At 68.1% G+C, this 26,712-nt stretch carries 30 protein-coding genes; 16 read left to right on the forward strand and 14 right to left on the reverse strand.

Annotated features, from left to right (window positions below):
- Positions 1-11: 11 nt before the first annotated feature.
- The 3 genes from nhaA to ACZYYX_RS21730 all read right to left on the reverse strand — a co-directional run bounded on the left by nhaA (position 12) and on the right by ACZYYX_RS21730 (position 4,607).
- Positions 12-1,343 carry a Na+/H+ antiporter NhaA gene (nhaA, locus tag ACZYYX_RS21720; RefSeq protein WP_463816696.1) on the reverse strand — a complete coding sequence of 444 codons (1,332 nt, stop codon included), beginning with the start codon at positions 1,341-1,343 and terminating at the stop codon, positions 12-14.
- A gap of 67 nt (positions 1,344-1,410) precedes the next feature.
- Positions 1,411-2,616, reverse strand: a complete 1,206-nt coding sequence (locus tag ACZYYX_RS21725) for a class I SAM-dependent RNA methyltransferase (RefSeq protein WP_463816697.1) — start codon at positions 2,614-2,616, stop codon at positions 1,411-1,413.
- A complete protein-coding gene (locus ACZYYX_RS21730) occupies positions 2,613-4,607 on the reverse strand; it encodes an APC family permease (RefSeq protein WP_463816698.1) in 1,995 nt (664 codons plus the stop codon). The genes ACZYYX_RS21725 and ACZYYX_RS21730 overlap by 4 nt, the downstream gene beginning before the upstream one ends.
- A 118-nt stretch (positions 4,608-4,725) precedes the next feature.
- Here ACZYYX_RS21730 and ACZYYX_RS21735 point away from each other — a divergent pair, with 118 nt between their 5' ends.
- Together ACZYYX_RS21735 and ACZYYX_RS21740 are read left to right on the forward strand one after the other, a co-directional pair.
- Positions 4,726-5,397: a potassium channel family protein gene (locus tag ACZYYX_RS21735; RefSeq protein ID WP_463816699.1), complete on the forward strand. Its 672-nt coding sequence runs from the start codon at positions 4,726-4,728 to the stop codon at positions 5,395-5,397.
- A 4-nt stretch (positions 5,398-5,401) separates the two neighbouring features.
- Positions 5,402-6,067, forward strand: a complete 666-nt coding sequence (locus tag ACZYYX_RS21740; RefSeq protein WP_463816700.1) for a potassium channel family protein — start codon at positions 5,402-5,404, stop codon at positions 6,065-6,067.
- Between the two features lie 6 nt (positions 6,068-6,073).
- Here the strand turns inward: ACZYYX_RS21740 and ACZYYX_RS21745 are convergent, their stop codons facing one another.
- On the reverse strand, positions 6,074-6,823 hold the full coding sequence (locus ACZYYX_RS21745) for a DUF3159 domain-containing protein (RefSeq protein ID WP_463816701.1): 750 nt from the start codon (positions 6,821-6,823) through the stop codon (positions 6,074-6,076).
- Complete coding sequence (locus tag ACZYYX_RS21750; RefSeq protein WP_046366313.1) at positions 6,820-7,191, reverse strand: OB-fold nucleic acid binding domain-containing protein; 372 nt, start codon at positions 7,189-7,191, stop codon at positions 6,820-6,822. The genes ACZYYX_RS21745 and ACZYYX_RS21750 overlap by 4 nt, the downstream gene beginning before the upstream one ends.
- 135 nt (positions 7,192-7,326) lie before the next feature.
- Here ACZYYX_RS21750 and ACZYYX_RS21755 point away from each other — a divergent pair, with 135 nt between their 5' ends.
- A complete protein-coding gene (locus ACZYYX_RS21755; protein WP_463816702.1) occupies positions 7,327-8,037 on the forward strand; it encodes an alpha/beta hydrolase in 711 nt (236 codons plus the stop codon).
- Between the two features lie 14 nt (positions 8,038-8,051).
- Here the strand turns inward: ACZYYX_RS21755 and ACZYYX_RS21760 are convergent, their stop codons facing one another.
- Both ACZYYX_RS21760 and dut read right to left on the reverse strand, forming a co-directional pair.
- Positions 8,052-8,792: a DUF3710 domain-containing protein gene (locus ACZYYX_RS21760; protein WP_463816703.1), complete on the reverse strand. Its 741-nt coding sequence runs from the start codon at positions 8,790-8,792 to the stop codon at positions 8,052-8,054.
- 2 nt (positions 8,793-8,794) lie between these two features.
- Positions 8,795-9,259 (reverse strand): dUTP diphosphatase, encoded by a 465-nt coding sequence (gene dut, locus ACZYYX_RS21765; RefSeq protein ID WP_463816704.1) that lies wholly within the window; start codon positions 9,257-9,259, stop codon positions 8,795-8,797.
- A 25-nt stretch (positions 9,260-9,284) separates the two neighbouring features.
- Between dut and ACZYYX_RS21770 the strand changes: the two genes are divergently transcribed.
- On the forward strand, positions 9,285-9,764 hold the full coding sequence (locus tag ACZYYX_RS21770) for a DUF3093 domain-containing protein (RefSeq protein ID WP_463816705.1): 480 nt from the start codon (positions 9,285-9,287) through the stop codon (positions 9,762-9,764).
- A gap of 39 nt (positions 9,765-9,803) precedes the next feature.
- Here the strand turns inward: ACZYYX_RS21770 and ACZYYX_RS21775 are convergent, their stop codons facing one another.
- A complete protein-coding gene (locus ACZYYX_RS21775; protein ID WP_043408120.1) occupies positions 9,804-10,106 on the reverse strand; it encodes a DUF4193 domain-containing protein in 303 nt (100 codons plus the stop codon).
- Positions 10,107-10,286: 180 nt separating this feature from the next.
- Between ACZYYX_RS21775 and cei the strand changes: the two genes are divergently transcribed.
- Complete coding sequence (cei, locus tag ACZYYX_RS21780; protein ID WP_463816706.1) at positions 10,287-10,943, forward strand: envelope integrity protein Cei; 657 nt, start codon at positions 10,287-10,289, stop codon at positions 10,941-10,943.
- 2 nt (positions 10,944-10,945) lie between these two features.
- On the opposite strand, the gene ACZYYX_RS21785 is transcribed toward cei, so the two are convergent.
- Positions 10,946-11,806: an inositol monophosphatase family protein gene (locus tag ACZYYX_RS21785; RefSeq protein WP_463816707.1), complete on the reverse strand. Its 861-nt coding sequence runs from the start codon at positions 11,804-11,806 to the stop codon at positions 10,946-10,948.
- 125 nt (positions 11,807-11,931) lie between these two features.
- Here ACZYYX_RS21785 and ppgK point away from each other — a divergent pair, with 125 nt between their 5' ends.
- The 3 genes from ppgK to ACZYYX_RS21800 all read left to right on the forward strand — a co-directional run bounded on the left by ppgK (position 11,932) and on the right by ACZYYX_RS21800 (position 15,502).
- Positions 11,932-12,735, forward strand: coding sequence for a polyphosphate--glucose phosphotransferase (ppgK, locus tag ACZYYX_RS21790; protein ID WP_463816708.1), 804 nt, complete (start codon positions 11,932-11,934; stop codon positions 12,733-12,735).
- Between the two features lie 196 nt (positions 12,736-12,931).
- Complete coding sequence (locus tag ACZYYX_RS21795; protein ID WP_463816709.1) at positions 12,932-14,359, forward strand: RNA polymerase sigma factor; 1,428 nt, start codon at positions 12,932-12,934, stop codon at positions 14,357-14,359.
- A gap of 57 nt (positions 14,360-14,416) precedes the next feature.
- Complete coding sequence (locus tag ACZYYX_RS21800; protein WP_463816710.1) at positions 14,417-15,502, forward strand: methyltransferase; 1,086 nt, start codon at positions 14,417-14,419, stop codon at positions 15,500-15,502.
- A gap of 17 nt (positions 15,503-15,519) precedes the next feature.
- Here ACZYYX_RS21800 and ACZYYX_RS21805 read toward each other — a convergent pair whose 3' ends face one another.
- The gene (locus ACZYYX_RS21805) at positions 15,520-17,196 is read right to left on the reverse strand and encodes a hypothetical protein (RefSeq protein WP_463816711.1); all 1,677 of its coding nucleotides are present in this window, start codon (positions 17,194-17,196) and stop codon (positions 15,520-15,522) included.
- A 108-nt stretch (positions 17,197-17,304) separates the two neighbouring features.
- On the opposite strand from ACZYYX_RS21805, the gene ACZYYX_RS21810 reads away from it, so the two are divergent.
- Positions 17,305-17,709, forward strand: coding sequence for a RidA family protein (locus ACZYYX_RS21810; protein ID WP_463816712.1), 405 nt, complete (start codon positions 17,305-17,307; stop codon positions 17,707-17,709).
- Here the strand turns inward: ACZYYX_RS21810 and ACZYYX_RS21815 are convergent.
- The gene (locus ACZYYX_RS21815; RefSeq protein ID WP_463816713.1) at positions 17,658-18,029 is read right to left on the reverse strand and encodes a DUF952 domain-containing protein; all 372 of its coding nucleotides are present in this window, start codon (positions 18,027-18,029) and stop codon (positions 17,658-17,660) included. The two genes, ACZYYX_RS21810 and ACZYYX_RS21815, sit on opposite strands and share 52 nt — an antisense overlap.
- Positions 18,030-18,161: 132 nt before the next feature.
- On the opposite strand from ACZYYX_RS21815, the gene ACZYYX_RS21820 reads away from it, so the two are divergent.
- Entirely contained in the window at positions 18,162-18,353 is a 192-nt protein-coding gene (locus tag ACZYYX_RS21820) for a DUF7455 domain-containing protein (RefSeq protein WP_221359708.1), read from the forward strand.
- Between the two features lie 27 nt (positions 18,354-18,380).
- Positions 18,381-19,388: a YihY/virulence factor BrkB family protein gene (locus tag ACZYYX_RS21825; RefSeq protein WP_463816714.1), complete on the forward strand. Its 1,008-nt coding sequence runs from the start codon at positions 18,381-18,383 to the stop codon at positions 19,386-19,388.
- Here the strand turns inward: ACZYYX_RS21825 and ACZYYX_RS21830 are convergent.
- Positions 19,378-19,614, reverse strand: coding sequence for a DUF3039 domain-containing protein (locus tag ACZYYX_RS21830; RefSeq protein WP_463816715.1), 237 nt, complete (start codon positions 19,612-19,614; stop codon positions 19,378-19,380). The genes ACZYYX_RS21825 and ACZYYX_RS21830 overlap by 11 nt on opposite strands.
- 59 nt (positions 19,615-19,673) lie before the next feature.
- On the opposite strand from ACZYYX_RS21830, the gene ACZYYX_RS21835 reads away from it, so the two are divergent.
- The 3 genes from ACZYYX_RS21835 to ACZYYX_RS21845 all read left to right on the forward strand — a co-directional run bounded on the left by ACZYYX_RS21835 (position 19,674) and on the right by ACZYYX_RS21845 (position 22,030).
- Positions 19,674-20,093: a DUF3099 domain-containing protein gene (locus ACZYYX_RS21835; RefSeq protein WP_463816716.1), complete on the forward strand. Its 420-nt coding sequence runs from the start codon at positions 19,674-19,676 to the stop codon at positions 20,091-20,093.
- A gap of 147 nt (positions 20,094-20,240) precedes the next feature.
- Positions 20,241-21,200 carry a sigma-70 family RNA polymerase sigma factor SigB gene (sigB, locus tag ACZYYX_RS21840; RefSeq protein ID WP_463816717.1) on the forward strand — a complete coding sequence of 320 codons (960 nt, stop codon included), beginning with the start codon at positions 20,241-20,243 and terminating at the stop codon, positions 21,198-21,200.
- A 140-nt stretch (positions 21,201-21,340) separates the two neighbouring features.
- Positions 21,341-22,030 carry a metal-dependent transcriptional regulator gene (locus tag ACZYYX_RS21845; RefSeq protein WP_335331584.1) on the forward strand — a complete coding sequence of 230 codons (690 nt, stop codon included), beginning with the start codon at positions 21,341-21,343 and terminating at the stop codon, positions 22,028-22,030.
- A gap of 5 nt (positions 22,031-22,035) precedes the next feature.
- Here the strand turns inward: ACZYYX_RS21845 and ACZYYX_RS21850 are convergent, their stop codons facing one another.
- A complete protein-coding gene (locus ACZYYX_RS21850; RefSeq protein ID WP_463816719.1) occupies positions 22,036-23,085 on the reverse strand; it encodes a DUF4192 domain-containing protein in 1,050 nt (349 codons plus the stop codon).
- Between the two features lie 171 nt (positions 23,086-23,256).
- Between ACZYYX_RS21850 and sthA the strand changes: the two genes are divergently transcribed.
- The gene (sthA, locus tag ACZYYX_RS21855; RefSeq protein WP_463817175.1) at positions 23,257-24,663 is read left to right on the forward strand and encodes a Si-specific NAD(P)(+) transhydrogenase; all 1,407 of its coding nucleotides are present in this window, start codon (positions 23,257-23,259) and stop codon (positions 24,661-24,663) included.
- 2 nt (positions 24,664-24,665) lie between these two features.
- Here the strand turns inward: sthA and ACZYYX_RS21860 are convergent, their stop codons facing one another.
- The gene (locus tag ACZYYX_RS21860) at positions 24,666-25,466 is read right to left on the reverse strand and encodes a trypsin-like serine peptidase (protein ID WP_463816720.1); all 801 of its coding nucleotides are present in this window, start codon (positions 25,464-25,466) and stop codon (positions 24,666-24,668) included.
- Between the two features lie 200 nt (positions 25,467-25,666).
- Here ACZYYX_RS21860 and ACZYYX_RS21865 point away from each other — a divergent pair, with 200 nt between their 5' ends.
- Positions 25,667-26,656 carry a proteasome assembly chaperone family protein gene (locus ACZYYX_RS21865; protein ID WP_463816721.1) on the forward strand — a complete coding sequence of 330 codons (990 nt, stop codon included), beginning with the start codon at positions 25,667-25,669 and terminating at the stop codon, positions 26,654-26,656.
- The last annotated feature ends 56 nt before the right edge of the window (positions 26,657-26,712 follow it).

A 26,712-nucleotide genomic window follows, 5' to 3' on the forward strand; every position in this document is an offset into this window, starting at 1 on the left:
CGGTAACCAGATCAGTCGTTTCGACGCTGGTACACATCGGGCACGCCGTCGAGGTCCGCGTCCACCGATTCCTCACGACAAATCCGCCGGTAGGCCCTGTTCCTGGTCAGCAGGACGACCGCAGCAAGACATGCCGCCAGCAGTGATCCGCACAACACTCCGATCTTCACGAATTCGTCACGTTCGGAGCCCATGCCGTAAGCCAGGTCCCCGATCAACAGCGACACCGTGAAGCCGATCCCGGCCAGCAGGGAGATGCCGAACACGTCGACCCAGCGCAGCGACGGATCGAGCGTGGCCCGGGTGATGCGCGACAGGACACCGGTGGTCAGCAGGATGCCGATGGGCTTGCCCAGCACCAGCCCGGCGATGATGCCGAGCGTGATCGGGTCGGTCAGCGCCCGGCCCAGACCACTGAGCCCACCGATCCCGACCCCCGCGGCGAAGAACGCGAACACGGGGATCGCGAAACCGGCCGACACCGGCCGCAGCAGATGCTCGAAATGCTCGGCCAGGCCCGGCCCTGCGTCGGGACCCCCTGCGGCTTGGCTGCGCAGCACCGGCACCGTGAAACCGAGCAGCACGCCGGCGACCGTGGCGTGCACGCCCGACTCGTGCATCAGCACCCAGGTCGCCACCGCCAGCGGGATCAGCAGCCACGGGGCACGTATGCGGCGCTGCACGCACAGTGCGAACAACGCGAGCGGGATCAGTGTGGCCGCCAACGCGATCAGGTTGATCTTCTCGGAGTAGAAGACCGCGATCACAGTGATGGCCAGCAGGTCGTCCACCACGGCCAGGGTCAGCAGGAACGTGCGCAACGCCGACGGCAGGTGCGTCGCGATGACGGCGAGCACGGCGACCGCGAACGCGATGTCGGTGGCGGTCGGGATCGCCCAGCCGCGCAGGGCCCCGTTGTCGCTGCCGGTGCCGACGTTGATGGCGACGAAGATCAGCGCCGGCATCACCATGCCGCCGACCGCGGCCGCGATGGGCAGCGCGGCACGGCTCGGGTCGCGCAGATCGCCGGCGACGAATTCCCGTTTGAGCTCCAGCCCGACGACGAAGAAGAAGATTGCCAGTAGCCCGTCGGCCGCCCACGCGCCCAGCGTCAGATCCAGGTGCAGCCCCAGCCAGTGACCGCCGACCTCGAGGTCACGCAATGCGAAGTAGCTGGCCGCCCACGGGGAGTTGGCCCAGACGAGCGCGGCGGCGGCCGCGACGAGGAGGATGACCCCGCCGACGGTCTCCTTGCGAAGGATCTCGGTGGCCCGGCTGGTCTCGGCCCAGGACCCGCGGCTGAACAGCCGTCGCCGCAGCGGAATACGGGGATCGTCGGCCATCAGGTGCCCTCCTCGGTCGTCGAAGTCACGCCGACCAGACTTCCCGGCACACCTGGCGATCACCCTACTACCGGGTGAGCACCGCCACGCACTCCACGTGGTGGGTGAGCGGAAACGAATCGAACACCCGGAGATCCTCGACCTGGTACCCACCTTCGCGGTACAAGCCAATATCGCGCGCGAAAGACGCTGCCTCACAACCGATGTGGACGACCCTCGGCACCTCGGCGGCAGACAGTGCGGCGATCACGTCGCGACCGGCCCCGGTACGCGGTGGGTCGAGCACGGCGACGTCCGCGCGGGTCGTCTGACTTGCCAGTGCGCGGCGCACCGAGTCCGTGACCACGCTGACCGAGCCCAGATCACCCAGCGCAGCCCGGGCGGCGCGGGCCGCTCCGCGTGAGGTGTCGACGGTGAGCACCCGTCCGGTGTCCCCCATGGCCGTCGCCAGCGCCGCCGCGAACACACCCGCGCCGCCGTAGAGGTCCCACGCGGTCATGCCCGGTTCGAGCTGCGCCCACTCCGACACCAGGGCGCTGTAGAGCGCCGGGGCATCACGATGCGCCTGCCAGAAAGCCGTCACCGGCACACGCCACGTCCGACCGGCGACGCGCTGCACTCCCTCGTAATCACCTTCTCGCACTTCAGCTTTGCGACCCTTTGCCGCCACCACGATGTGTCGGCGCCCGTCGTCGTCGACGGCCACGTGCACCGCAGCGTCCGACGGCCACCTCTGCTCGGCCACCCCGGACAGCAGCGCCGCGGGCACCTGCGCACAGTCGAGTCGGTGCACCAGGTCGGCGCTGTGGTATCGGTGGAATCCTGCCCGCCCGTCAGCCGACACATCCAGACGCACCCGGGTGCGCCAGCCGCTGTGCCCGGCCTCTCCCACCGCCTCTGCGGACGCGTCATCCTCGGCCCGCCAGTCGTAATTGCCAAGCCGCGCAAGCTGATTGGCCACCACAGCACCCTTGAGCCGTCGGGCCGCCGTGGGCTCGACGAACGCCAGGTCGCAGCATCCCGACCCACCCACGCCAGCGATCGGACACCAGGAGTCGACGCGATCCGGCGACGGTTCGATCACCTCGACCGCCTCGGCGTTCCAGAACTTCTCGCGCGTCGAACCGGCGTCGACCAGGCGCGCCCGCACGGTCTCCCCGGGAAGGGCGTAGCGCACGAACACCACCCGGCCGTCATGGCGGGCGACGACGCTACCGCCGTTCGCGGGGCGCCCCGTGGTGAGGATCAGCTCCGCGGGCACCTCAGCGGTCAATCGAGGAACCCCTTGCGCGCATCGCCCGGGGCGGACTGCGGAGAGAGCTTCTTGAGCCGCTCGGACGACGACAGCTGCCACGGCACCGACGTCACCATGACGTTGGGTTCGAACAGCAGTCTGCCCTTGAGCCGCAACGCACTCTGGTTGTGCAGCACCTGTTCCCACCAGTGGCCGACCACGTACTCGGGGATGAACACCGTCACCACCGTGCGGGGCGACTCACGGCTGACCCGCTTGACGTACTCGAGGACGGGACGGGTGATCTCGCGGTACGGCGAGGCGATGACCTTGAGCGGCACACTGATGTCACTGGATTCCCACTTGTGCACGAGCTCACGGGTTTCCCCGTCGTCGACGCTGACCGTGATGGCCTCCAGCACGTCAGGGCGGGTGGCGCGGGCGTACGCCAGCGCGCGCAGGGTGGGCATGTGCACGTTGGACACCAGCACGACCGCGTGATTGCGGCTGGGCAGCACGATGTCTTCCATTTCGGCTGCGCGGGCTTCCAGCTCGCGGCTCACCGACGCGTAGTGCTTGTGGATCAGCTTCATGATGAAGAACAGCGCAGCCATCGCGAGGATCGCGATCCACGCCCCCACCAGGAACTTGGTGAGCACCACGATGATGAGCACCGTTCCGGTGCACAGGAAACCGACGGTGTTGATGACCCGCGAACGCATCATTCGTGCCCGCGCGGCCGAATCGGTCTCGGTGCGCAACAACCGCGTCCAGTGCCGCACCATCCCGATCTGGCTGAGCGTGAACGACACGAACACCCCGACGATGTACAGCTGGATCAGCGCCGTCACCTGCGCCTGGAACGCCACGATGAACGCGATCGCGCCGAACGCCAGGAACAGGATCCCATTGGAGAACGCCAGCCGATCACCGCGGGTGTGCAGCTGCCGTGGCAGGAAGCGGTCCTGGGCGAGGATGGAGCCCAGCACCGGAAAGCCGTTGAAGGCGGTGTTGGCGGCGAGCACCAGGATCAGTGCGGTCACCCCGGCGATCAGATAGAGCCCGATGGGGAAATCGTGGAACACCGCGTCGGCCAACTGGGCGATCAGCGTCTTCTGCTGGTAGTCCGGCGGGGCCCCGCCCAGCTGTTCCAGCGGACGCTCGGCGATCTGCGCACCGGTGGCACGGGCCAGCATGATGATGCCCATGAACAGCGTGATCGCGATGCCGCCGAGCAGCAGCAGCGTGGTCGCGGCGTTGCGGGACTTGGGTTTCCGGAACGCCGGGACGCCATTGCTGATCGCCTCGACACCGGTCAGCGCCGCGCTGCCCGAGGAGAAGGCGCGCGCGATCAGGAACACCAGCGCGAATCCCAGGACGTCGCCGTGCTCGGAGTGCATCTCGAACCCCGCCGACTCGGCGCGCAGCTCGTGGCCCAGCACGTAGATCTGGAAGAAGCCCCAGCCCAGCATCAGGTACATGCCGATCATGAACGCGTAGGTGGGAACAGCGAATGCGGTGCCCGATTCCCGGATGCCGCGCAGGTTCAGCGAGGCCAGCACCAGGATCGCGATGATCGCGAACCACACCTTGTGCTGGTCGATGAACGGTATCGCCGACCCGATGTTGGACATCGCCGACGACATCGACACGGCCACGGTGAGCACGTAGTCGACCAGCAGCGCGCTGGCGACGGTCAGGCCGGCGGTCGGGCCGAGGTTGGTGGTCACCACCTCGTAGTCGCCGCCGCCGGACGGGTAGGCGTGCACGTTCTGCCGGTAACTCGCGATCACGATCAGCATGACCGCGGCGACCACGAGACCGATCCAGGGCGCCATCGAGTAGGCCGACAAACCCGCGACCGAGAGCACCAGGAAGATCTCTTCGGGGGCGTAGGCGACCGACGACAGCGCGTCAGAGGCGAAGACCGGGAGCGCGATCCGTTTCGGCAGCAGCGTGTGGGCGAGCTTGTCGCTGCGGAACGGCCGGCCCAGTACGAGCCGTCGGGCGGCCGTCGAAAGCTTGGACACGAGTGCCAAGAGTAAAGCCCGACGGTCGTGAGGTGACGCAAAGCTGTAGCGTTCCTCAGTGCACGGGTGGTAACAGCTCGCCAAACGCCACATTCGGCCCCGCCGGAAAGGACCCGCAGTGCGTGTAGTGGTGATGGGATGCGGCCGCGTCGGCGCGTCGCTGTCCGACAGTCTGGCCAGGATCGGCCACGACGTCTCCGTCATCGACCGTGACGGCACGGCTTTTCACCGCCTGTCCCCCTCGTTCCCGGGCCAACGCGTACTCGGCATGGGGTTCGACCGCGACGTGCTGATCCGCGCGGGCATCGAGAACGCGTCGGCGTTCGCTGCGGTCTCCTCGGGCGACAACTCGAACATCATCTCCGCGCGTGTCGCGCGGGAGACCTTCGGCGTCCAGCGGGTCGTGGCCCGCATCTATGACGCCAAGCGTGCCGCCGTCTACGAACGTCTGGGCATTCCGACCGTCGCGACGGTGCCGTGGACCACCGACCGACTGCTCAACGTCCTCATCCGCGAGACGGAGACCACCAAGTGGCGTGACCCGAGCGGCAACGTCGGTGTCACCGAGCTCGCCCTGCACGAGAGCTGGGCCGGCCGTCGGATGACCGACTTGGAGGCCGCCACGTCGGGCCGCGTCGCGTTCATCATCCGCTTCGGCGCGGGCCTGCTGCCCGACCCCAAGACGGTGATCCAGGCGGGCGATCAGGTGTACCTGGCCGCGATCTCCGGTCATGTCGCCGAGGCGTTGGCGATCGCGGCGCTACCGCCGAGCGAAGACGCGGAGGGCTGAGGACGTGAAAGTTGCGATTGCGGGTGCGGGTGCGGTCGGCCGGTCCATCGCCCGCGAGCTGGTCGAGTCCCATGACGTCACCCTTCTCGAACGCGACTCCGACCACATCGACGTGGAAGCGATTCCGGCGGCGCACTGGCGCCTCGGCGACGCGTGCGAGCTGAGCCTGCTGGAGGCGGTCAAGCTCGAGGAGTTCGACGTGGTGATCGCCGCGACGGGCGACGACAAGGCCAACGTGGTGCTGAGCCTGCTGTCGAAAACCGAGTTCGCGGTGCCGCGCGTGGTGGCCCGCGTCAACGATCCACGCAACGAGTGGTTGTTCGACGAGGCCTGGGGTGTCGATGTCGCGGTGTCGACGCCGCGGATGCTGGCCTCGCTGGTGGAGGAAGCCGTCTCGGTGGGTGACCTGGTGCGGCTGATGGAGTTCCGCAAGGGCCAGGCGAACCTCGTGGAGATCACGCTGCCCGACGACACGCCCTGGGGCGGTAAGCCGGTCAAGCGCCTCGAATTGCCACGCGACGCAACGTTGGTCACGATCCTGCGTGGGCCGCGAGTGATCGTCCCCGAACGGGACGAACCCCTTGAGGGCGGCGACGAGTTGCTCTTCGTGGCCGTGGCCCAGGTCGAGGACGAACTGCGCGAACTGCTCCTACGGCCCCGCCAGCGCTGAGTCCGCTCAGCGCTGCTCGGACACCGAATCGTCGGTCTCGGTCGCGGCAGCCGTCTCGGTCCCGGCAGCCGTCTCGGTCCCGGTAGCCGTCTCGGTCGGGGTCGGAGCCTGCTCACGCACCGCCCGTCGGGCCGCCCGAATCGCGCCGTAGGTCACCAGCGCCGCCACCGCGGTCAGCGGCCAACCCATGGCGATGCGCGCCACTCCCAGCCAGCCGGTCTGGTCCTCGTCGTAGAGGTGCTGCTGGACGAGGAAGCGGGCGGCGAACACAGCGACCCACACGAGCGTGGCGATGTCGAAGGCGTACACCGCGCGCCGCACGTCGCGCCAGCTGCGATCCTGGGTCTGCACCCAGCCCCAGATGTACCCGACGATGGGGCGGCGGATCACCACGGAGATGGCGAACACGACGGCCCAGAGCAGCGACGTCCAGATGCCGAGCAGGAAGTAGCCCTTGGACGCTCCGACGAGGTAGGCGATCAGCGCGCTGATCCCGACACCGAAGAAGCCGGAGATCGCCGGCTGCACGGAATCGCGGCGGACCAGACGCCAGATGAGGATCAGCGTCGCGACGCCGAGCGCCGCCGCGATGGCAGGCAGCAGGCCGAAGGCAGTGGAGACCGGAACGAAGACCACCACTGGCAGCGAGGAGTAGATGAGGCCGCTGATGCCGCCCATCTGCTCCAGGACGGCAGCGCCGCGTGCCGGCGTGTCTGGTGTGGCCTCGGTGCCCGGTTCGTCGCCGGGTGCGCTCACTTCTGGATCTCGTAGTGGGGGTTGTAGATCGCCTTGGCGCCGTTGTCGAGCTTGCCGACGCGGCCGTGCACCTTCAGGGTGCGACCCTGTTCGATACCGGGGATGCGGCGCTGACCGAGCCAAACCAGCACTACGGAATCGGTGCCGTCGAACAGTTCGGCTTTCACCCCGCCGGAGCATCCCTTGCCGTTGCACTCGACGCTGCGCAGCGTCCCGATCATGGTCACCTCTTGACCGCGCTGGCAGTCGATCGCCTTCTGCGCCCCGGTGCTCTCCACGTCGTCGCTGAGTTCCTCGACGTCGAGCTGCTCAGGGTCTTCGGTCAAACGACGGGTGAGCCGCCGTAGGTAACCCTCGGCCGTAGCCATGGCTTCTCCTGACCTCTTACCACTACTTGCTGTGCCTACTCCAACCGAACGCCACGGTAGACCTGTTGGTTCCCAGATGCGAACGCCGCGGCGGGTCGCGGGACAGCTGATTCCACGACCAGGCACGATCGAAACATGACCGTCGATCTCCGCGGTGTCACGACCGTGCTCCTGCCCGGCACCGGGTCGGACGAGAACTTCGTCGACCGGGCGTTTTCGCCGGCGTTGCACCAGCTCGGCGCGGTGGTGGTGACGCCGGCTCCGCAACCGCACCGCCTCATCGACGGCTACCTCGACGCGTTGGCCGACGCCTCCCGCGCCGCCGCCGGGCCGATGGCCGTGGGTGGCGTGTCCATCGGCGCCGCAGTGGCCGCGGCGTGGGCACTGTCACACCCCGGCGATGTGGTCGCGGTGTTCGCCGCACTGCCGGCGTGGACAGGCCCGCCCGATACCGCTCCGGCGTCGCTGGCCGCCCGGGCGTCGGCGGAGATGCTGCGCCGCGACGGGTTGGTGTCGACCACCTCGGCGATGCAGGCGTCGAGCCCAGCGTGGCTGGCCGAGGAGCTGACCCGGTCGTGGGTCGGGCAGTGGCCCGACCTTCCGGAGGCGATGGACGCTGCCGCCCGCTACGTCGCGCCGAGCGTCGGCGAGTTCGAGGCACTCTCCGCACCGATGGGGGTGGTCTCGGCCACCGACGACGCCGTCCACCCACTGGAGGTCGGATTCGAGTGGGTGGCTGCTGCACCACGCGCGGCGTTGCGAACTGTGACATTGGCCGACATCGGCGCCGACCCGTCAGTGCTGGGCACGGCCTGCGTCGCCGCGTTGGCGGAGGCCCAGCGCTGACGCCGTAGCGCTGGTCAGCCGCCGGTGATGGTGCGTAGCTGTTGCATCGCTGATCCCTGCGCTGCGCGGCGCGCCGCACCGTCGGGTGGCTGCGGCGGCTCGGGCTGCTGCTGTTGTTGTTCCGGAGCGGCCTGCGCCTGCTGCGCGGCGGCAGCCTGCTCGGTGGCGGCACGCAGCTGCTCGGCCATCTGCTCAGGAAGGGCGACTGGAAGCGGGGTGCGCACCGGCAACGGGGTGTCGCCGCGGCGGACCACCGTGTCGGCGAGGGCCTCACGGGCCTGCTCGGCCAGCGCTCCGATGCTCTCTTCGGGGCCGTTGACCACGCAGCGGATCATCCAGCGGTAGCCGTCGACACCGATGAAGCGGACCACGGCCGGACCACCCGAGCCCACCACTTCGCGGCCCCACGGGCCGTCCTCGATGCTGACCTTGGGCACGTCCTTGCGCAGCGACTCAGCCAGCTCGGAGGCGACCTCGCGCCACAGGCCCGTCGATTTCGGTGCCGCATAGGCGGCGACGGTGAAACGGCCGTGCTGCGTCACCACCCAGACCGCGCTGGGTACCCCGGTCTCGTTGATCTCGACCTGCACCTGTCCCGCCTCAGGCATCGGGATCAGCACAGATCCCAGATCCAGCCGCGCGACGGCGGCCTGGTCCGGGTCGTCGAAATCGTCGATGTCGAACGGGCCTTCGAGTTCCTCGTCGGCTTCCACTGCTACCACCTCAGGGTCTGTCGGTTCGTCTCTGGAGGCCATCGTCACAGACTGGCATGCCCGCCGGAAGATCCGTGGCCTCCGGCGCCGCGGGTCGTGTCGGCCAACCCTGCCTCGTCGAAAGAAGTGACCTCCACCAGCTCGGGCAACTCCACCCGCTGCACCAGCAGCTGGGCGATGCGGTCCCCCCGGTGTACGACGATGGACGTCTGCGGATCCAGGTTGATCAGCGACACCTTGATCTCGCCGCGGTATCCGGCATCGATCGTCCCCGGGCTGTTGACTATCGAAAGGCCAACACGCGCAGCCAATCCCGACCGCGGGTGGATCAGCCCGACCATTCCGTGCGGGATGGCTACGGCGATTCCGGTGCCCACCAGCGCCCGGTGGCCGGGGGCCAGCTCGATGTCGACGGCACTGAACAGGTCCACTCCCGCGTCCCCGTCGTGGGCCCGTTCGGGCATCGGCAGTTCCGGATCCAGGCGAACGACCGGCAGGGAGGTGGGCACGGCGTCAGAGATTACTCTTGGCCCCGTGTCCGACACGCACACCACCGCCCGCAGCGTTCGCTACCGCGAACGGCTCTGGGTGCCGTGGTGGTGGTGGCTGCCAGGGTTGGGGCTTGCCGCGCTGATCGGCCTCGAGATCAACCAGGGCGTCCCTGCCCTGCCGCTGTGGCTGCCGTATGCCTTGCTTCTTCCTGTGGCTGCCGTGGCCCTGCTGTGGCTCGGCCGGATGGAGATCGCGGTGGTGGACCCCGGCACCGGGAGCGCCGAGCTGTGGGTTGGACGTGCGCACCTTCCCGCCGCGGTGATCACCCGGTCGGCGACGGTGCCCAAGACAGCGAAATCGGCGGCACTGGGTCGACAACTCGACCCGGCCGCCTACGTCGTGCACCGGGCGTGGGTGGGTCCGCTCGTGCTTCTCGTGCTCGACGATCCAGATGATCCGACGCCGTACTGGCTGATCAGCGCTCGCCACCCCGACCGGGTACTCGCGGCCCTGAACTCCTGAGCCACAAGCCGTGCAGAGGTCCTAAGCCGTGCAGAGGTCCTAAGCCGCGCAGTCCGAGCAGATCATCATGCCGTTCTTCTCACTGGCCAGGCGGCTTCGGTGGTGCACCAGAAAGCAGCTCGAGCAGGTGAACTCGTCTGCCTGCTTCGGGATGACCCGCACGGACAGTTCCTCGCCCGACAGATCAGCGCCCGGCAGTTCGAACGATTCGGCGGTCTCGGATTCGTCGACGTCGACGACAGCAGACTGAGCTTCGTTTCGGCGTGCCTTCAGTTCCTCGAGGGAATCCTCGGAAACGTCATCGGTCTCTGTGCGCCGTGGGGCGTCGTAATCGGTAGCCATGGCCTGTCCCCTCCGAAAAAGCTCGTTGCAGCGTTGGTTTTGTACCAGCGTCGAACGCTTCCACCAAATGATTCGTGCCCGGAATGAGCTCGGATCCAATGTGATTTGCATCACATGGCCGACCGTTGGCCTGTCGGTGCCGGTAGGAGGCTCGGCGCGCGGGCCTCTAGAGTCTGTGCCGTGGTCGCGCAAATCACCGAGGGCACTGCGTTCGACAAGAACGGACGCCCGTTCCGGCGACGGAACTTCCTGCCAGGCGCCTTGATGTTCGCAGCATTGGCCGTGGCCGCGCTGCTGGTCTGGGTGATCGCGCTGTCACAACCGCCGGACGTGCGCGAGGTCGCCGTGTGCAACCGCCCGCCCGCCCCCGCCGACCCCAACGCGCCGACCCCCACCCTCGGGGAGCAGGTGTCCCGCTCCGACATGACCGACGTCACCCCCGCCAAGCTCGCCGACACGAGGATCAAAGTCCTCAACGCCAGCGGGCAGGGCGGCCAAGCGGCCGAAGTGGCCGGCGCGTTGCGTGATCTCGGATTCAACGAGCCCGAGGCTGCCAACGATCCCGTCTACGCCAACGGGCGACTGGAGTGCCAGGGCCAGATCCGGTTCGGCCCCGCCGGCCGTGCCGCCGCCGCGTCGCTCTGGCTGGTGGCGCCGTGCACCGAGCTCTTCCAGGATCAGCGCCAGGACGACACCGTCGACCTGGCGATCGGCACCGACTTCACCGAGCTGGCCCACAGTGACGACATCGACGCAGTGCTGGCCAGCCTGATGCCCGACGCCACTGCCCCCGCGGATCCGTCGCTGCTCACCAAGATCCACACGCAGACCTGCTGACCTCAGCGGTCCCCGGCACCGTCGAGATCCACACCACAGCGCCGCAGGACATCGTCGAACGCGCCGGCCACCCCAGGGGCGGCCGCCACCATGAGCCCCGCTCCCGTGGCCCTCGGCGCTCGCACCACAGCGCCCGCCTCCGCGGCGATCAGCCCGCCGGCCGCCCAGTCCCAGACGTGGACGCCGTCTTCGAAGTAGGCGTCGAGCCGGCCCGCAGCCACCATGCACAGATCCAGGGCGCAGGACCCGATACGCCGAAGATCCCGGATCTCGGGCAGCAGCTGCGCCACGACGGCGCCCTGGCGCCGACGATCGTCGGGTTGGTAGGAGAACCCGGTGCCGACGAGCGCCATCGGCAACGACGACGCCGCACTGCAGCGCAGCCGGGTGCTGTGCCCGTCGCGTACCACCCAGGCCCCGTGACCTGCCGCGGCCGCGTAGACGGCATCGTGCGCGACGTCGGCGACCGCACCGGCCACCGGCACGCCGCCCTGGTGCACGCCGATCGACACCGCGAACGCCTCGATGCCGTAGACGAAGTTGACCGTGCCGTCGATCGGGTCGAGCACCCATGTGAGCCTCTCGTCCTGCCCGCCCTCGGGTCCTCCCTCTTCCTCCCCCAAGATCGGCTCCCCCGGCCGCAGCTGCGCCAACCGCTCGCGCAGCAGACGTTCGGTCTCTGTGTCGACGACGGTCACCGGGTCGGTCGGCGTGCTCTTGGATCGGATCGCGGCGTCGGCGTCGGCCTGACTGGCCTGGTCGAACACCTCGGCGCGGCGACGCCTGACGAACGCCGCCGCTTCGGCGGCCAATTGCTGGGCGACTTCCGCGACGGCCAGTGGTTCGGTGTCGATCTCGCTCACACCGACCATCGCAGCACACCGACGCCCGCCGCGGCGGCCCGGGATGGCCGACTGACGCCCCGCGCGATTGGCCAGCCGATAGGGTGGGCACCACCCGGGCCGCCCACCTGTGCAGAGGAGCTTGCATGACTGCCACCGACTCACCTGCGACCGCGCCCGAAAACGGCTCGCAGCGCCGCGGATTCGGCATCGACGTCGGCGGCAGCGGCGTCAAGGGCGGCATCGTCGACCTCGATACCGGGACGTTGATCGGCGACCGGTACAAGCTGCTGACCCCGCAGCCGGCCACTCCGGATGCCGTGGCTGCCACGATCGCGGAGGTGGTCAAGCACTTCGGGTGGGAGGGACCGCTGGGCGTCACCTATCCCGGCGTGGTGTCCGACGGCATCGTGCAGACCGCGGCCAATGTCGACAAGTCCTGGATCGGCGCCAACGCGCGCGAGGTCATCAGCTCAGCGCTGGGCGGCCAGCCCGTGACGGTGCTCAACGACGCCGACGCCGCCGGGCTCGCTGAAGAGAAGTTCGGGGCCGGGCGCGGCCACACCGGGGTGATCGTGCTGTTGACGTTCGGCACCGGTATCGGTTCGGCGGTGATCCACAACGGTGCGCTGCTGCCGAACACCGAGTTCGGCCACATCGAGGTCGAGGGCAAGGAAGCCGAGCACCGCGCTGCGAGCTCGGTGAAAGAGCGCAAGGACTGGAGCTACGAACGCTGGACCAAAGAGGTCACCAAGGTGCTGGTGGCCATCGAGAACGCGATCTGGCCCGACCTGTTCATCGCGGGCGGCGGCATCAGCCGCAAGGCTGACAAGTGGATTCCGCTGCTGGAGAACCGCACCCCGGTGGTCGCCGCGGCCCTGCAGAACAGCGCCGGCATCGTCGGCGCGGCGATGGCCGCCGCGGTCGACGTCACGGCTACTCACAAGTAACCGACGCGGCGCGCCCGTCAAATTTGCCGCTCGGCACGGTACGCACCCACACTGTCGTTACAATGGTCGACGGCGGCCGCCTACACCGAGAGCGGCGGAGCATCCTCACTAGAGATCGTCGCCGACATTCGACATAGCCGACACTTTTGGTGGCGCACGCGTGCGCGCCGAAACCCGCACGATTGGAAGGGTGTACGTGGCAGCGACAAAGGCAAGCCCGGCAACCGATGAGCCGGTGAAGCGCACCGCCGCCAAGACTCCCGCGAAGAAGGCGCCCGCGAAGAAGGCGGTGAAGAGCACCGCCAAGCGACCGGCCAAAGCCGCAGACGCTCCCGCCGGTCGCGGCCGGGCCAAGAAGGCGGCCGGCCCCGACGGCGTCGACGCCGACCTGAACGCCGACGAGCTGGAGACCACTGACGAACTCGAAGCCGAGCCCGGCGAGGATCTCGACGTCGAGGACGCCGAGATCGAGCTCGACGACATCGAGGTCGACGACAGCAGCGACGACGAGGCCGACGAGCCCGCCGCCGACGATGCGACCGACGCCCCGGTAGCGGCCGGAAAGCCTGCTGCAGCCGGCAAGGACGGCGCTGACGATGACATCGCCGAGCCCTCGGACAAGGACAAGGCCTCCGGTGACTTCGTCTGGGACGAAGAGGAATCCGAGGCGCTGCGCCAAGCGCGTAAGGACGCCGAGCTCACCGCCTCCGCCGACTCGGTGCGCGCCTACCTCAAGCAGATCGGCAAGGTCGCGCTGCTCAACGCCGAGGAAGAAGTCGAGCTGGCCAAGCGCATCGAGGCCGGTCTGTACGCCACGCAGCTCATGGCAGAACTCGCCGAGAAGGGCGAGAAACTGCCTGCCGCCCAGCGTCGCGACATGATGTGGATCTGCCGCGACGGCGACCGCGCGAAAAACCATCTGCTCGAAGCCAACCTGCGCCTCGTGGTCTCGCTGGCCAAGCGCTACACCGGTCGCGGGATGGCGTTCCTGGATCTCATCCAGGAGGGCAACCTCGGTCTGATCCGTGCGGTCGAGAAGTTCGACTACACCAAGGGTTACAAGTTCTCGACCTACGCCACCTGGTGGATTCGGCAGGCAATCACGCGCGCAATGGCCGACCAGGCGCGCACGATCCGCATCCCGGTGCACATGGTCGAGGTCATCAACAAGCTCGGCCGCATCCAGCGTGAGCTCCTCCAGGACCTGGGTCGCGAGCCCACTCCCGAAGAGCTCGCCAAGGAAATGGACATCACGCCGGAGAAGGTGCTGGAGATCCAGCAGTACGCGCGTGAGCCCATCTCGCTCGATCAGACCATCGGCGACGAGGGCGACAGTCAGCTCGGCGACTTCATCGAGGACTCCGAGGCCGTCGTGGCCGTGGACGCCGTGAGCTTCACCTTGCTGCAGGACCAGCTCCAGTCGGTGCTCGAGACGCTGTCCGAACGCGAAGCCGGTGTGGTGCGGCTGCGGTTCGGCCTCACCGACGGCCAGCCGCGCACGCTCGACGAGATCGGGCAGGTCTACGGGGTCACCCGTGAGCGCATCCGCCAGATCGAGAGCAAGACGATGAGCAAGCTGCGCCACCCCAGCCGGTCGCAGGTCCTGCGCGACTACCTCGACTAGGTCGTCACCAAGCGTCGTCCAAGAATTGTTCAAGGCGGTTCACTTACTGTCACCGCCATGGGACGACCTCTTCCGCCGGTGGCGGCGATCCGGGCGATCGATCGGATGCGTGCAGCGCTCGCAAAGTGGCATCGTGGCACCGCCCCCGGCAACGTGGCGCTGCTCGAAATCGCCACTGGCGCCTGGACCACCCAGGTGCTCTATGTCGCGGCCAAGCTCGGCATCGCCGACCAGTTGGCCGGCGGTCCACGCCACTCGGCGGACGTCGCGGCGGCCGTGGGAGCCCATCCCGGTGCGGTTCATCGACTGATGCGCGCCATGACCAGTCGCGGCGCCCTGCGCGAGCGTCGTGACGGTCGCTTTGCGTTGACGTCGGTGGGTCAGGCGCTGCGGGCCGACGCCCCGGGTTCGATGCGCGACATGGTGCTGTTCATCGGGCATCCGGCGCGATGGGCGGACTGGGGCAGCCTGGACTACTCGGTGCGCACGGGTGAGCCTGCCGCCGACATGCTGCGTGGGATGCCGTTCTTCGACTACCTCGACACCGACCCCGAGTTCGCCGAGGTGTTCAACAACGCGATGACCGCGGCCAGCGGATTGTCGAATGACGTTGCGCTGCAGGCCTATGACTTCACCGGCAGCCGGCTCACCGTCGACGTCGGCGGTGGGCACGGGGCGGTTCTGGCCACCATCCTGCAGAAAGCACCGGACGCGCGGGGGGTGCTCTTCGATCTGCCTGCGGTCGTCGAGGGTGCCGCTCCGGTCTTCGAGGCCGCCGGCGTCGCCGCACGCGCGAGCGTCGAGAGCGGGTCGTTTCTCGATCGCGTACCCGCCGGCGCGGACCTGTACGTGATGAAGAACGTCATCCACGACTGGGACGACGAGCACGCTGCCACGATCCTGCGGAACATCCGCACCGGCATCGTCGCCGACGGCAAGCTCGTCCTGCTGGAAATGGTGCTCCCCGAACGCGCGTCATCGTTCATCGGACACATGCTGGACCTCGAGATGCTGCTGATGCTGCACGGCCGGGAACGCACTCGAGCCGAGTACTCGGAGTTGTTGCGCCAAGCGGGTTTTCGACTCACCAAGGTGATCCCGACGGTCAGCCCGCTGTCGGTGATCGAGGCGGTGCCCGTCTAGGCCCCGTCTAGGCCCGTCTAGTCAGCGCGGTTGCCCGCCCCGCCGGTACCGCCATCGCCCCCGGCACCGCCGGCCGTTCCGCGTCCCGCGCTTCCGGCACCGCCCGACGATCCCGCCGCTCCGGCGTTGTCACCGCGGGAGCCGCCGCTGCCGCCGCGGCCACCGAACCCGCCCGCACCGCCGCCGCCGGTCGCTCCGCTGACACCATCGCTACCTGCCGAATGCTCCTCTTCGCTGCCCGCGCCGCCTCGTCCACCGGTGCCACCGGCACCGCCGGCACCGCCGGTCCCGCCGCGGCCACCGACACCGCCGTCGCCTCCGTCGCCGTCAGTCACCGTGCCGCGCACCGGGTCGGACAGGTCGATCCCGCCGTCGCCGCCGTCGCCACCCGTGCCGCCTGTCGCGCCGGTGCCACCCTGGCCGCCCGCGCCACCCGCGCCGCCGACACCACCGGTGCCGGTGAGCCGGCCTGCGCGGCCGCCTGCGCCGCCTGCGCCGCCCGTCGCACCAGTGCCGCCCGTCGCGCCGGTCCCGCCGGCGCCGCCGTTACCGCCCGTGCCGCCAAAGCCCACTGTGGAACCGATGTCGACGCTGCCGCCATCGCCTCCGTCACCACCTCGGGCACCGGTGCCACCGGCGCCGCCGTTGCCGCCCCGGCCGCCGAACGCTGCCGCGCCGGGCGCGTTCTGCTGCGCCAGCCCGGCGTTCCCGCCGTCGCCGCCCATCCCGCCGCCGGCTCCGTCACCGCCGTCGCCACCGTTTCCGCTGACCGTGAACAGGTGACGTCCTCCCAGGAGGCCTCTGGCGCCCTGCCCGGTGCCACCCTGTCCGCCGGACTGGTTGCTGCCCGCAGCCCCGTCGGCACCGCGACCACCGTTGGCGCCGGTGATCGCCCCATCGACGATGGTGCCGGCGAACGGCAATCCGGAGGTACCCAGATAGCTGGGGTTGCCTGTCGCGCCCCGGCCGCTGGGAGCCGGGTTGTCCCCGTCGAGGCCTACCCCGCCCTTGCCGCCGGCGCCGCCATTCCCGCCGTTTCCGTGCAGCGATCCGGCCGCCCCACCGGCGCCACCCTTGCCGCCGGCCATGCCCGGCCCGCCATCCGCACCGTTGCCGCCGTCGCCTCCGTTGCCGGTTTCGGCGAAGCGTCCGGCGTTGCCACCGGCTCCGCCGTCCTGGCCCGGATAGCGTCCATCTCCCCCGCGGCCGCCATTTCCGCCAAGGAGTCCGCCGTTGCCACCTTTGCCACCGTTGGCGCCGTCGCCACCATCGCCCCACAGCAGACCGCCGTTGCGGCCGTTGCAGGCCGCGCCCGTGCAGTCCGCCGCAGCATCGGCGCCGTCACCGATCAGCCAGCCGCCCGTGCCGATCATCCGGACACGCGGAACCGTTCCAGGCGCAGCGGCAGACGTCGACCCACCGTCGCCATGAACAGTTCCGGACCGCCCTAGCCACCACACATCCTGTGCGGCAACCTCTTCCGACGAGATGCTCGATTCGGTCGAGGCCAGAGCGACCTCCAGCCGAATCGGATTGCCCGCGCCGGGCTGTAGGGCCATCACGAAGCCGGCCCCGACCATCGCCGCCCCACCGGTACCCGCCACGAACCACTGCCGCGCCGTGACGCGATGACGGCCGGCCGCTGCGCTGCGCCCAACTCCGGACATGTTCGATCCCCCCGCGATTGAGTCCATGAATTGCTGGAATCTAACCGGCAAATTATGACCGCAGTCAATAGGCACGCCGACGCCGCGTGGATTCTCGCACCTCACCGAGGCGATGACGGCGGCTAGGTTGGCAGCGTGCACCAGCGAGTCAACGCCTTTTCCGGTTCACCCTTCGAAGACCAGGTCGGCTATTCCAGGGCGGTGCGTGTCGGGCCGCTCGTCGCCGTCGCAGGAACCACCGCTCCGGGTCCTGATGCGGCCACTCAGACGCGAGAAACGTTGCAGCGCATCGCTATCGCGCTCGGCGAGGTCGGGGCCTCCCTGTCCGATGTCGTGCGGACCCGCATCTTCGTCACCGACATCGCGTCGTGGCGCGAGGTCGGGGCCGTGCACGCCGACGTCTTCGGAGACATCCGCCCGGTGACGACCATGGTCGAGGTGTCGGCCCTGATCGATCCCGGATTGTTCGTCGAGATCGAGGCCGACGCCTATGTCGAGGTCGGCAGCGGAGCGAACAGTCCGTCAGGCCCCGGCTCGTAGGGAGTGACGCGGATCACAGCGTCTATCGGCAGTTCTCCATACAAATGTGGGAACTCCATGCCATCTGGATCGGTCGGGACTCCCGGCTCCCAGCGAACAGGAGAAGACAGACGTGCCCCCTCGACGTGCAACAGCACCAGGTCCGCGCGACCGGCGTACAGCCGGTTGGCGGGCAGATGGACCTGCTGCGGCGCGGACAGGTGTACGAAGCCGACGTCAGACAGCGAGGAGGGCCGGTGCGCGCCGCACGCCACCGCAGCTGCCCACTCGTCAGCGGTGCACAGGTGCACGTAATCCGCAGCAGTTCGGGGATCGGGCATACCAGCCGCCTCTCAGAGTCGTCGATCGGACGGCCGTGAGACACGACACACCCGTAAACCCCCGGGGAACAAGGCCGAAACCCCAAGCGTCTGACACAGTAGAACTACGTCGCTACACCCTATGGAGGTGCCATGACCGCAACGCTCACCAGTCCGGAATTGACCAGGGCTGATCGCTGCGACCGGTGTGGAGCGGCGGCCAAGGTACGCGCCAAGCTTCCGTCGGGCGCTGAGCTACTCTTCTGCCAGCATCACGCCAACGAGCACGAGGCCAAGCTCGTCGAACTTGCAGCGGTGCTCGAGGCGAGCCCGGTGGAGTCGTAGCCAGAAATCAGCCATGCTGTGCTGGTCATGACTGACCAGTCTTCGCGTTCGGGTGACCGAGCGTTCCGGCCGACCCCGTCGCGTCACCACATCAGGCAGATCTCACTGAGAACGCTGTCGAAGAGTTGGGACGATTCGATTTTCTCCGAATCGGCTCAGGCAGCGTTCTGGTGCGCACTCTCGCTCCCGCCGCTGCTGCTCGGCATGCTGGGCAGCTTGGCCTACATCGCGCCACTGTTCGGACCCGACACGCTGCCGGTGATCGAAAGCCAGTTGATCAGCACTGCGGGACGGTTCTTCTCACCGAACGTCGTCAGCGAGATCATCGAGCCGACCGTGCGGGACATCGTGCGGGGCGCGCGGGGTGAGGTCGTGTCGGTCGGCTTCGTGATCTCATTGTGGGCGGGATCGTCGGCCATCTCGGCATTCGTCGACTCGATCACGGAGGCGCACGACCAGACACTGCTCAGACATCCGGTGCGCCAGCGTTTTTACGCGCTCGGGCTCTACGTCGTCATGCTGGTAGGAGCCATCATCACAGCGCCGTTCCTGGCGCTGGGGCCGCGCAAGATTGCCGAGTTCATCCCCGACAGCTGGGACAACGTGCTGCGGTTCGGGTACTACCCGGTGCTGTTCGTGGCAATCACCGTCGCCGTGAACGTCCTGTACCGGGTGTCGCTGCCCAAACCGCTGCCCACGCACCGCCTGCTCGTGGGTTCGGTGCTGGCGACCACGGTGTTCCTCGTCGCCACGTGGGGTCTACGGGTGTACCTGACCTGGATCACCAGCACCGGCTACACCTACGGAGCGCTCGCCACACCTATCGCGTTCCTGCTGTTCGCGTTCTTCCTCGGGTTCGCGATCATGATCGGCGCAGAGTTGAACGCCGCGATCGAGGAGGAATGGCCGGCGCCGGCCACGCACGTCAACCGCGTGCGCGAATGGCTGGAGACCCGATCGGACACGGTGAGCAGCAACGGATCCGCGCCCGCCACCACACCAGCAGCGAAAGACTCGGACGCCGCTACTTCTTGAGCTGGTCGTAGATGCGTTTGCAGTCCGGGCAGACCGGCGATCCCGGCTTGGCCGAACGGGTCACGGGAAACACCTCACCGCACAGCGCCACGACGTGCGTGCCCATGACGGCGCTCTCGGCGATCTTGTCCTTCTTGACGTAGTGAAAAAACTTCGGGGTGTCGTCGCCGGTGCCGTCGTCGACGCGTTCGTCGGTGTCGGGGCGCTCGATGGTCTGGGTTTGCATGACGCCATTCTGCCTGGGAATCAATTGGTAATAAATGCGGCAGGCATTGCCTGCTCCCGATGTGGAACAGTGGAGATATGAAACAAGGCCAAGAGCTGAGTTTCGACGACGAGGGCCGACCCGTACTGATCACCAAGGCCGCCCCCGCCTACGAGGAACAGCACCGTCAGCGGGTGCGGAAGTACCTGGCATTGATGTCCTTCCGCATTCCGTCACTCATCCTTGCCGCCGTCGCCTATGGCATCTGGCACAACGGCCTCGTCTCGCTGGCCATCGTCGTGGTGGCCATCCCGCTTCCGTGGATGGCCGTGCTGATCGCCAACGACAGACCGCCGCGGCGCGCCGAAGAGCCTCGGCGCTACCGGAATCAACCGCGCATTCCGCTGTTCCCGACCGCGGAGCGGCCGGCCCTCGATATCGGCCGTCCCCGAGCACCGCAACCTGATGCGGACAATTCGGGCGACGACTTCCGCAGCTGAGCGCGTTCTTGCTCATTTCTCAGCACATTCTCAGGTCGAGCCCGAATAACCGCTGATCAGAAGGTGTGAAGCGGATCCATCGTGGGAACTCTGAGCGGGTCTGGGGCGTTGTAGCTCTTGAAAGTTCCACCCGATCAGGAGGCCGTCATGGCAAATGCCACCACCAGCCGCATGGACCAAGACCTCGACGCTCAGTCCCCCGCCGCCGACCTGGTGCGGGTGTATCTGAACGGGATCGGGAAGACGGCTCTGCTCAATGCCGCCGACGAGGTCGAACTGGCCAAGCGGATCGAGGCGGGGCTCTACGCGCAGCATCTTCTCGCCACCCGTAAGCGGTTGGGCGAGAACCGCAAGCGTGATCTGGCGGCTGTGGTTCGCGACGGTGAAGCGGCCCGTCGCCACCTGCTGGAGGCGAATCTGCGTCTCGTGGTGTCGCTGGCCAAGCGCTACACGGGCCGTGGGATGCCGCTGCTGGACCTCATCCAGGAGGGCAACCTCGGCTTGATCCGCGCCATGGAGAAGTTCGACTACAGCAAGGGATTCAAGTTCTCCACCTACGCCACCTGGTGGATTCGGCAGGCGATCACCCGAGGCATGGCCGATCAGAGCCGCACCATCCGCCTGCCCGTGCACCTGGTCGAGCAGGTCAACAAGCTGGCCCGCATCAAGCGCGAGATGCACCAGAACCTCGGCCGCGAGGCAACCGACGAGGAACTGGCCGAAGAATCGGGCATCCCCGTGGAGAAGATCACCGACCTTCTGGAGCACAGCCGGGATCCGGTGAGCCTGGACATGCCAGTCGGCAGCGACGAGGAGGCACCGCTGGGTGACTTCATCGAAGATGCCGAGGCGATGTCTGCCGAGAACGCCGTGATTTCCGAACTGCTGCACACCGACATCCGGTACGTGCTGGCCACTCTCGATGAACGCGAGCAGCAGGTGATTCGTCTGCGCTTCGGACTCGACGACGGCCAGCCGCGCACGCTCGACCAGATCGGCAAGCTGTTCGGGCTCTCCCGGGAGCGGGTCCGTCAGATCGAGCGCGAAGTGATGGCCAAGCTGCGTAACGGCGAACGCGCCGACCGGCTCCGGTCGTACGCCAGCTAGACGTGTCCTGCCAGTAGGCCCGTCGGGAACTCCCCGGCGGGCCTCCTGCTGTGTCGTGCCCGTGTGGCCGGTGTCGCCGCAGGAAGAGCCGCTAACCGATCGGGTGGCCGGTAGACTCGCCCCAGACGGAGGGTGTGCGAATGAATGACCTAGTCGATACCACCGAGATGTATCTGCGAACCATCTACGACCTCGAAGAAGAGGGCGTAGTACCGCTGCGCGCACGTATCGCAGAGCGTCTCGAACAGAGCGGTCCCACCGTCAGCCAGACCGTGTCACGGATGGAGCGCGACGGCCTCCTGCGCGTCGCCGGCGACAGGCACCTCGAACTGACCGACAAGGGCCGGGCGCTGGCCGTGGCGGTGATGCGTAAGCACCGGCTCGCTGAACGTCTGCTGGTCGACGTGATCGGTCTGCCGTGGGAAGAAGTACACGCCGAAGCGTGCCGGTGGGAGCACGTGATGAGCGTGGACGTCGAGCGCCGCTTGGTGCAGGTCCTCGACAACCCCACCACATCACCGTTCGGCAACCCGATTCCCGGGCTTGCCGAGCTCGGCGTGGACAGCCGACTCGACGAGACCCACAACCTGGCCCGCCTGACTGAACTGCCCGCCGGTATGCCCGTCGCCGTGGTGGTGCGCCAGCTCACCGAACACGTCCAGGGCGACGTCGATTTGATCGCGCGGCTCAAAGACGCGGGCGTGGTACCCAACGCGCGGGTGACCGTCGAGGTCAACGACCACGGCGGCGTGATGATCGTGATTCCCGGACACGAGCAGGTCGAGCTGCCGCACGAGATGGCCCACGCCGTGAAGGTCGAGAAGGTCTGACCGCATCACCCGGCGCGCCTGCCGAACGTCTGGCGCGGCGGTAAACGGACGCCGAGTTGTGCTGCGAGCCGGTACCCGGTGCGCGCGAGCTCCCGGATCTGCTCCGGCCGTAGACCGGACTGCAGTGCCTGATCGAGCATTCCCGCCATCCGGTGCAGCGGCTGACACCGCAGTGCTGCGTCGAGCGAGATCCCGGCCAACGGCCCATCGCCTCGCGCGTACGCCGAGAAGGCCAGTAGCACAAGCGCTTCCACACGCCACGGCGCGGGAAGCCGGCGCGACAGCTCGGCCCACAACGCCTCGGCCATGCCCGCCCGGTCGCCGACGGCGAGCGCATAGAGCGTGTCGCGAACCCGCGGATCGGTCAGCGACAGCGCCAGCCGGCTGGCCTGTTCGTCGCGGACCGGTTCCCCGGCGGCGAGTTGTTCCGCGCACTGCAGGGCATGCTCGATGTCGCTGCGCGCAAAGGCGCCCGAGCGATCACCCTGCAGCGGCCCCGCGGCCCCGATCATTTCAGCCAGCTCGGCGCAGTGCGCGGGATCGCTGACGGCGACGACGTCGAGCAGCTCATCGCGGCGGGCGTAGAGCCGACGGCCGTCGAGCACCGCCGCCGCCGCGACGGGTGATGCGCTCGGATCCTCGACCGCACCGGCGGCGCCGCACCCGTCGGCGCACCTCCACCGCCCACCGGCAGCAACCGCGTCGACGACGTGCGCGGCGAGCAACTCGATCCCCCACCGCCCCAACTCCCCCTCGAGGTCACCCGCCCACTCTCGATACAGGTCCTTGCACATGGGGCAGCTCGCTCCCTCCGCATCGACGATCACCGCGATCACCGCCTCCGCGCCCGACGCCGCCGCCAGCTCGGCCAGATGCGGCACACACGTCTCCCGCGGCTCAGACAGATCGGCGCGCATCACCGCGCCCATCTCGTCGTCGGCGACGGTGACGAGCACGATCGATTTCTCGGGCGCGAAACCCAGCACGGCAGGCAGCGCCGCGATCAGGGCGCCGGGCCGGTCGAGAGGAGCGTCGGGATGTGGTGTTGAGGACATATCGCCAACCTGGCAACCGACACCGACACCGAGGCGCTGTCGCCATCGCAGCCCCGCCGAACTGGGGATCGATTCGGCTTTGGGGATAACAGTGGGCAGTGTTCACGAGAAGTTGACCTCCGCCGGCATGCGTACCGGCGGCAACCGCGCGAGTCTGTCTGCATGGCTTCGATGGTGGAATACGACCTGGTGGTCATCGGCTCGGGTCCGGGAGGGCAGAAAGCCGCGATCGCCGCCGCCAAACTGGGAAAGTCCGTGGCGGTCATCGAACGCGGGCGCATGCTCGGCGGGGTCTGCGTCAACACCGGAACCATCCCGTCCAAGACGCTGCGCGAGGCCGTCGTCTACCTGACCGGCATGAGCCAGCGCGAGCTCTACGGCGCGAGTTACCGGGTCAAGGAGAAGATCACGCCTGCCGATCTGCTTGCCCGGACCACCCACGTCATCGGCAAGGAACAGGATGTCGTGCGCTCCCAGCTGATGCGCAACCGCATCGACCTGATCTCCGGTCACGGCCGGTTCGTCGATGCGCACACCATCGAAGTGGACGATCCCGACCGCCGCGAGCACACCACGGTGAAGGGCCGATACATCGTGCTGGCCACGGGGACCAAACCCGCCCGCCCCGCGGGCGTGGAGTTCGACGACGAGCGGGTGCTCGACTCCGACGGCATCCTCGATCTCAAGACCCTGCCGACGTCCATGGTGGTCGTCGGCGCCGGCGTGATCGGCATCGAGTACGCGTCGATGTTCGCCGCGCTGGGCACAAAGGTGACGGTCATCGAGAAGCGCGACGCCATGCTGGAGTTCTGCGACCCCGAGATCATCGAGTCGCTGAAGTTCCATCTGCGGGATCTGGCTGTCACGTTCCGGTTCGGTGAGGAGGTCACCGCCGTCGACGTCGGCGCCACCGGCACGGTGACCACTCTGGCCAGCGGCAAGAAGATCCCGGCCGAAACGGTGATGTACTCCGCCGGCCGGCAGGGCCAGACCGAACACCTCGATCTCGCCAACGCAGGCCTGGAAGCCGACGCCCGGGGCCGCATCTTCGTCGACGACAACTTCTGCACCAAGGTCGATCACATCTACGCCGTCGGCGACGTCATCGGGTTCCCCGCACTGGCAGCCACCTCGATGGATCAGGGCCGGCTGGCGGCCTACCACGCCTTCGACGAACCGTGCCGCGGGATGACCGAGCTGCAGCCGATCGGGATCTACTCGATCCCCGAGGTGTCCTACGTCGGAGCGACGGAAGTGCAGCTGACCAAGGACTCCGTGCCCTACGAGGTGGGGATATCGCGATACCGGGAGCTCGCGCGGGGCCAGATCGCCGGCGATTCCTACGGCATGCTCAAGCTGCTGGTGTCGACAGAAGACCTGACCGTGCTCGGGGTGCACATCTTCGGTACCAGCGCAACGGAATTGGTGCACATCGGGCAGGCGGTGATGGGCTGCGGTGGAACCATCGAGTACCTGGTCGACGCGGTGTTCAACTATCCGACGTTCTCCGAGGCCTACAAGGTCGCCGCGCTGGACGTGATGAACAAGTTGCGCGCCCTCAAGCAGTTCCGCGCCTAGGTCTAGGTGCAACCGTCGTCGAAACTCGCCGGCGGATCGTCGGACGGCCCTCCTGATTCCGCACGGGCCACGAGCGTGCGCACGGCGTCTCCGAAGGCCGGCGTGTAGGACACCTCGTCGCGGCATCCCCCGCCGTCGAGTCCACCGATGACCCCCACCACCGTCGACCCCACCATCCACGGTGCGCCGGAGAAGCCGGCAACGATGCCGTCGCAGCGCACCACCGGGAACCCGTCCCGTGGCGGTGCGGTCGCCGCAGAGCACGCAGTCGGCCCTCCGCCGACGCCGGCGCCGTAGCCGACGACCGTGACCGGCGTCCCGGGGGCGGGCGCGACACCCAGGTGCAGACCACCGTCTGCCAGCGACCGCAGGGAATCACCGTCGTTGCGGCTCACCCGCGCGACGGCGACGTCAGCTGCGGGATCCTGGTCGGCTATCCAGCGCGGGTCGAGGTAGATGGCGTCGAGGCGCCACCTGTCATCCGGTGACGCCTCATCGGAGAACCCGGGCACGAACGTGGTGTCCGCTCCGTCGGTGACGCAGTGCGCGGCGGTCAGGATCAGATCGGCGACCGCGGACTCGACGACCGAGGCTGTGCAGAAGTGCAGGTCGTCGCTGGCGTAGAACAGCGCCCCCATTCGGGTATCCGGCGATACCGGGTGGGCGGCGGCAAGCGTCTGCTCGGCGTTCGTCGTCACCGGGGCCTTCGCCGGCGGCGGCTCCGAGTAGGCGGCCCCGCACGAGGTCAGCGAGGCCGTGGTGAGCACGGCCAGCACGGGCCGAGCGCAGGCGAACAGGCGCATACCCTCCGATGATCCTCCATGTGGCGTTTCCATGACGGCCGACGAGGGTAGAACCGGCCCGACGCCGCGGAATGCCACATCGGTCGACCAGTGTTCGAACTCACGGGTGGTGTTGCCGCACACGGATGACTCCGGTGGGGCGCACGATCGCCGGTGAGGGACACTGGTGGAACACCCGACATCGAGAGGAGGCGAGGGCCATGGCTGACGAAACAGAGTCCGGTCAGCACTACCAACCCGAGCAGACAGGCATGTACGAGCTCGAGTTCCCCGCGCCCTCGCTCTCTTCCCCCGACGGTCGCGGACCGGTGTTGATCCACGCACTGGAGGGCTTCTCGGACGCGGGCCGGGCCATCAAGCTGGCCGCCGAGCACCTGAAAAACACCCTCAACACCGAACTGGTGGCCTCCTTCGCGATCGACGAACTGCTCGACTACCGATCACGACGCCCGCTGATGACGTTCAAGACCGACCACTTCACCAGCTACGAGGAGCCCGAACTCAACCTGTACGCGGTGCGCGACAGCGTCGGTACGCCGTTCTTGCTGCTCGCCGGCCTCGAACCGGATCTGCGCTGGGAGCGCTTCATCACCGCGGTCCGGCTGCTGTCGGAGCGACTGGCGGTGCGGCGTGTGATCGGCCTGGGCGCGATCCCCATGGCCGTGCCGCACACCCGTCCGATCACCCTGACCGCCCATGCCAACGACAAGGAGCTGATCACCGAACACCAGCCCTGGGTCGGCGAGGTCGTGGTGCCGGGCAGCGTGTCGAATCTGCTGGAGTTCCGGATGGCCCAGCACGGGCACGAAGTGGTCGGCTTCAGCGTGCACGTGCCGCACTATCTGGCGCAGACCGACTACCCGGCGGCCGCGGAAATACTGCTCGCGGAGGTGGCACGCACCGCATCACTGCAGATCCCGACCGCCGAACTGAGCCGGGCTGCAGCCGAGGTCGCCGAGAAGGTGAACGAGCAGGTGGCCGCGAGCGCGGAGGTCGCTCAGGTGGTGGACGCCCTGGAGAGGCAATACGATGCGTTCGTCGCCGCACAAGAGAACCGGTCTCTTCTCGCGCGCGATGAGGACCTGCCCAGCGGCGACGAACTCGGTGCCGAATTCGAGCGGTTCCTCGCTCAGCAGGCCGGCGAGTACCAGAAGGACAAAGACAAGGACGACCCCCGGGACAGCTCGTAGTCGTACCGGGTCCAGCGGGCCCGCCGGGGTCCGTGCGTAGCTGTCCCGACGACGGA

The organism is Mycobacterium sp. IDUB_1 (genome assembly GCF_055419625.1).

Bases quoted from the DNA above. Each gene is read 5' to 3' on its own strand.
- nhaA (WP_463816696.1), bottom strand. From the start codon at position 1,343: ATGGCCGACGATCCCCGTATTCCGCTGCGGCGACGGCTGTTCAGCCGC.
- ACZYYX_RS21750 (WP_046366313.1), bottom strand. From the start codon at position 7,191: ATGGCTACGGCCGAGGGTTACCTACGGCGGCTCACCCGTCGTTTGACC.
- ACZYYX_RS21755 (WP_463816702.1), top strand. From the start codon at position 7,327: ATGACCGTCGATCTCCGCGGTGTCACGACCGTGCTCCTGCCCGGCACC.
- ACZYYX_RS21760 (WP_463816703.1), bottom strand. From the start codon at position 8,792: ATGGCCTCCAGAGACGAACCGACAGACCCTGAGGTGGTAGCAGTGGAA.
- ACZYYX_RS21775 (WP_043408120.1), bottom strand. From the start codon at position 10,106: ATGGCTACCGATTACGACGCCCCACGGCGCACAGAGACCGATGACGTT.
- ppgK (WP_463816708.1), top strand. From the start codon at position 11,932: ATGACTGCCACCGACTCACCTGCGACCGCGCCCGAAAACGGCTCGCAG.
- ACZYYX_RS21800 (WP_463816710.1), top strand. From the start codon at position 14,417: ATGGGACGACCTCTTCCGCCGGTGGCGGCGATCCGGGCGATCGATCGG.
- ACZYYX_RS21805 (WP_463816711.1), bottom strand. From the start codon at position 17,196: ATGGACTCAATCGCGGGGGGATCGAACATGTCCGGAGTTGGGCGCAGC.
- ACZYYX_RS21815 (WP_463816713.1), bottom strand. From the start codon at position 18,029: ATGCCCGATCCCCGAACTGCTGCGGATTACGTGCACCTGTGCACCGCT.
- ACZYYX_RS21820 (WP_221359708.1), top strand. From the start codon at position 18,162: ATGACCGCAACGCTCACCAGTCCGGAATTGACCAGGGCTGATCGCTGC.
- ACZYYX_RS21825 (WP_463816714.1), top strand. From the start codon at position 18,381: ATGACTGACCAGTCTTCGCGTTCGGGTGACCGAGCGTTCCGGCCGACC.
- ACZYYX_RS21830 (WP_463816715.1), bottom strand. From the start codon at position 19,614: ATGCAAACCCAGACCATCGAGCGCCCCGACACCGACGAACGCGTCGAC.
- ACZYYX_RS21835 (WP_463816716.1), top strand. From the start codon at position 19,674: ATGTGGAACAGTGGAGATATGAAACAAGGCCAAGAGCTGAGTTTCGAC.
- sigB (WP_463816717.1), top strand. From the start codon at position 20,241: ATGGCAAATGCCACCACCAGCCGCATGGACCAAGACCTCGACGCTCAG.
- ACZYYX_RS21845 (WP_335331584.1), top strand. From the start codon at position 21,341: ATGAATGACCTAGTCGATACCACCGAGATGTATCTGCGAACCATCTAC.
- ACZYYX_RS21850 (WP_463816719.1), bottom strand. From the start codon at position 23,085: ATGTCCTCAACACCACATCCCGACGCTCCTCTCGACCGGCCCGGCGCC.
- sthA (WP_463817175.1), top strand. From the start codon at position 23,257: ATGGTGGAATACGACCTGGTGGTCATCGGCTCGGGTCCGGGAGGGCAG.
- ACZYYX_RS21860 (WP_463816720.1), bottom strand. From the start codon at position 25,466: ATGCGCCTGTTCGCCTGCGCTCGGCCCGTGCTGGCCGTGCTCACCACG.
- ACZYYX_RS21865 (WP_463816721.1), top strand. From the start codon at position 25,667: ATGGCTGACGAAACAGAGTCCGGTCAGCACTACCAACCCGAGCAGACA.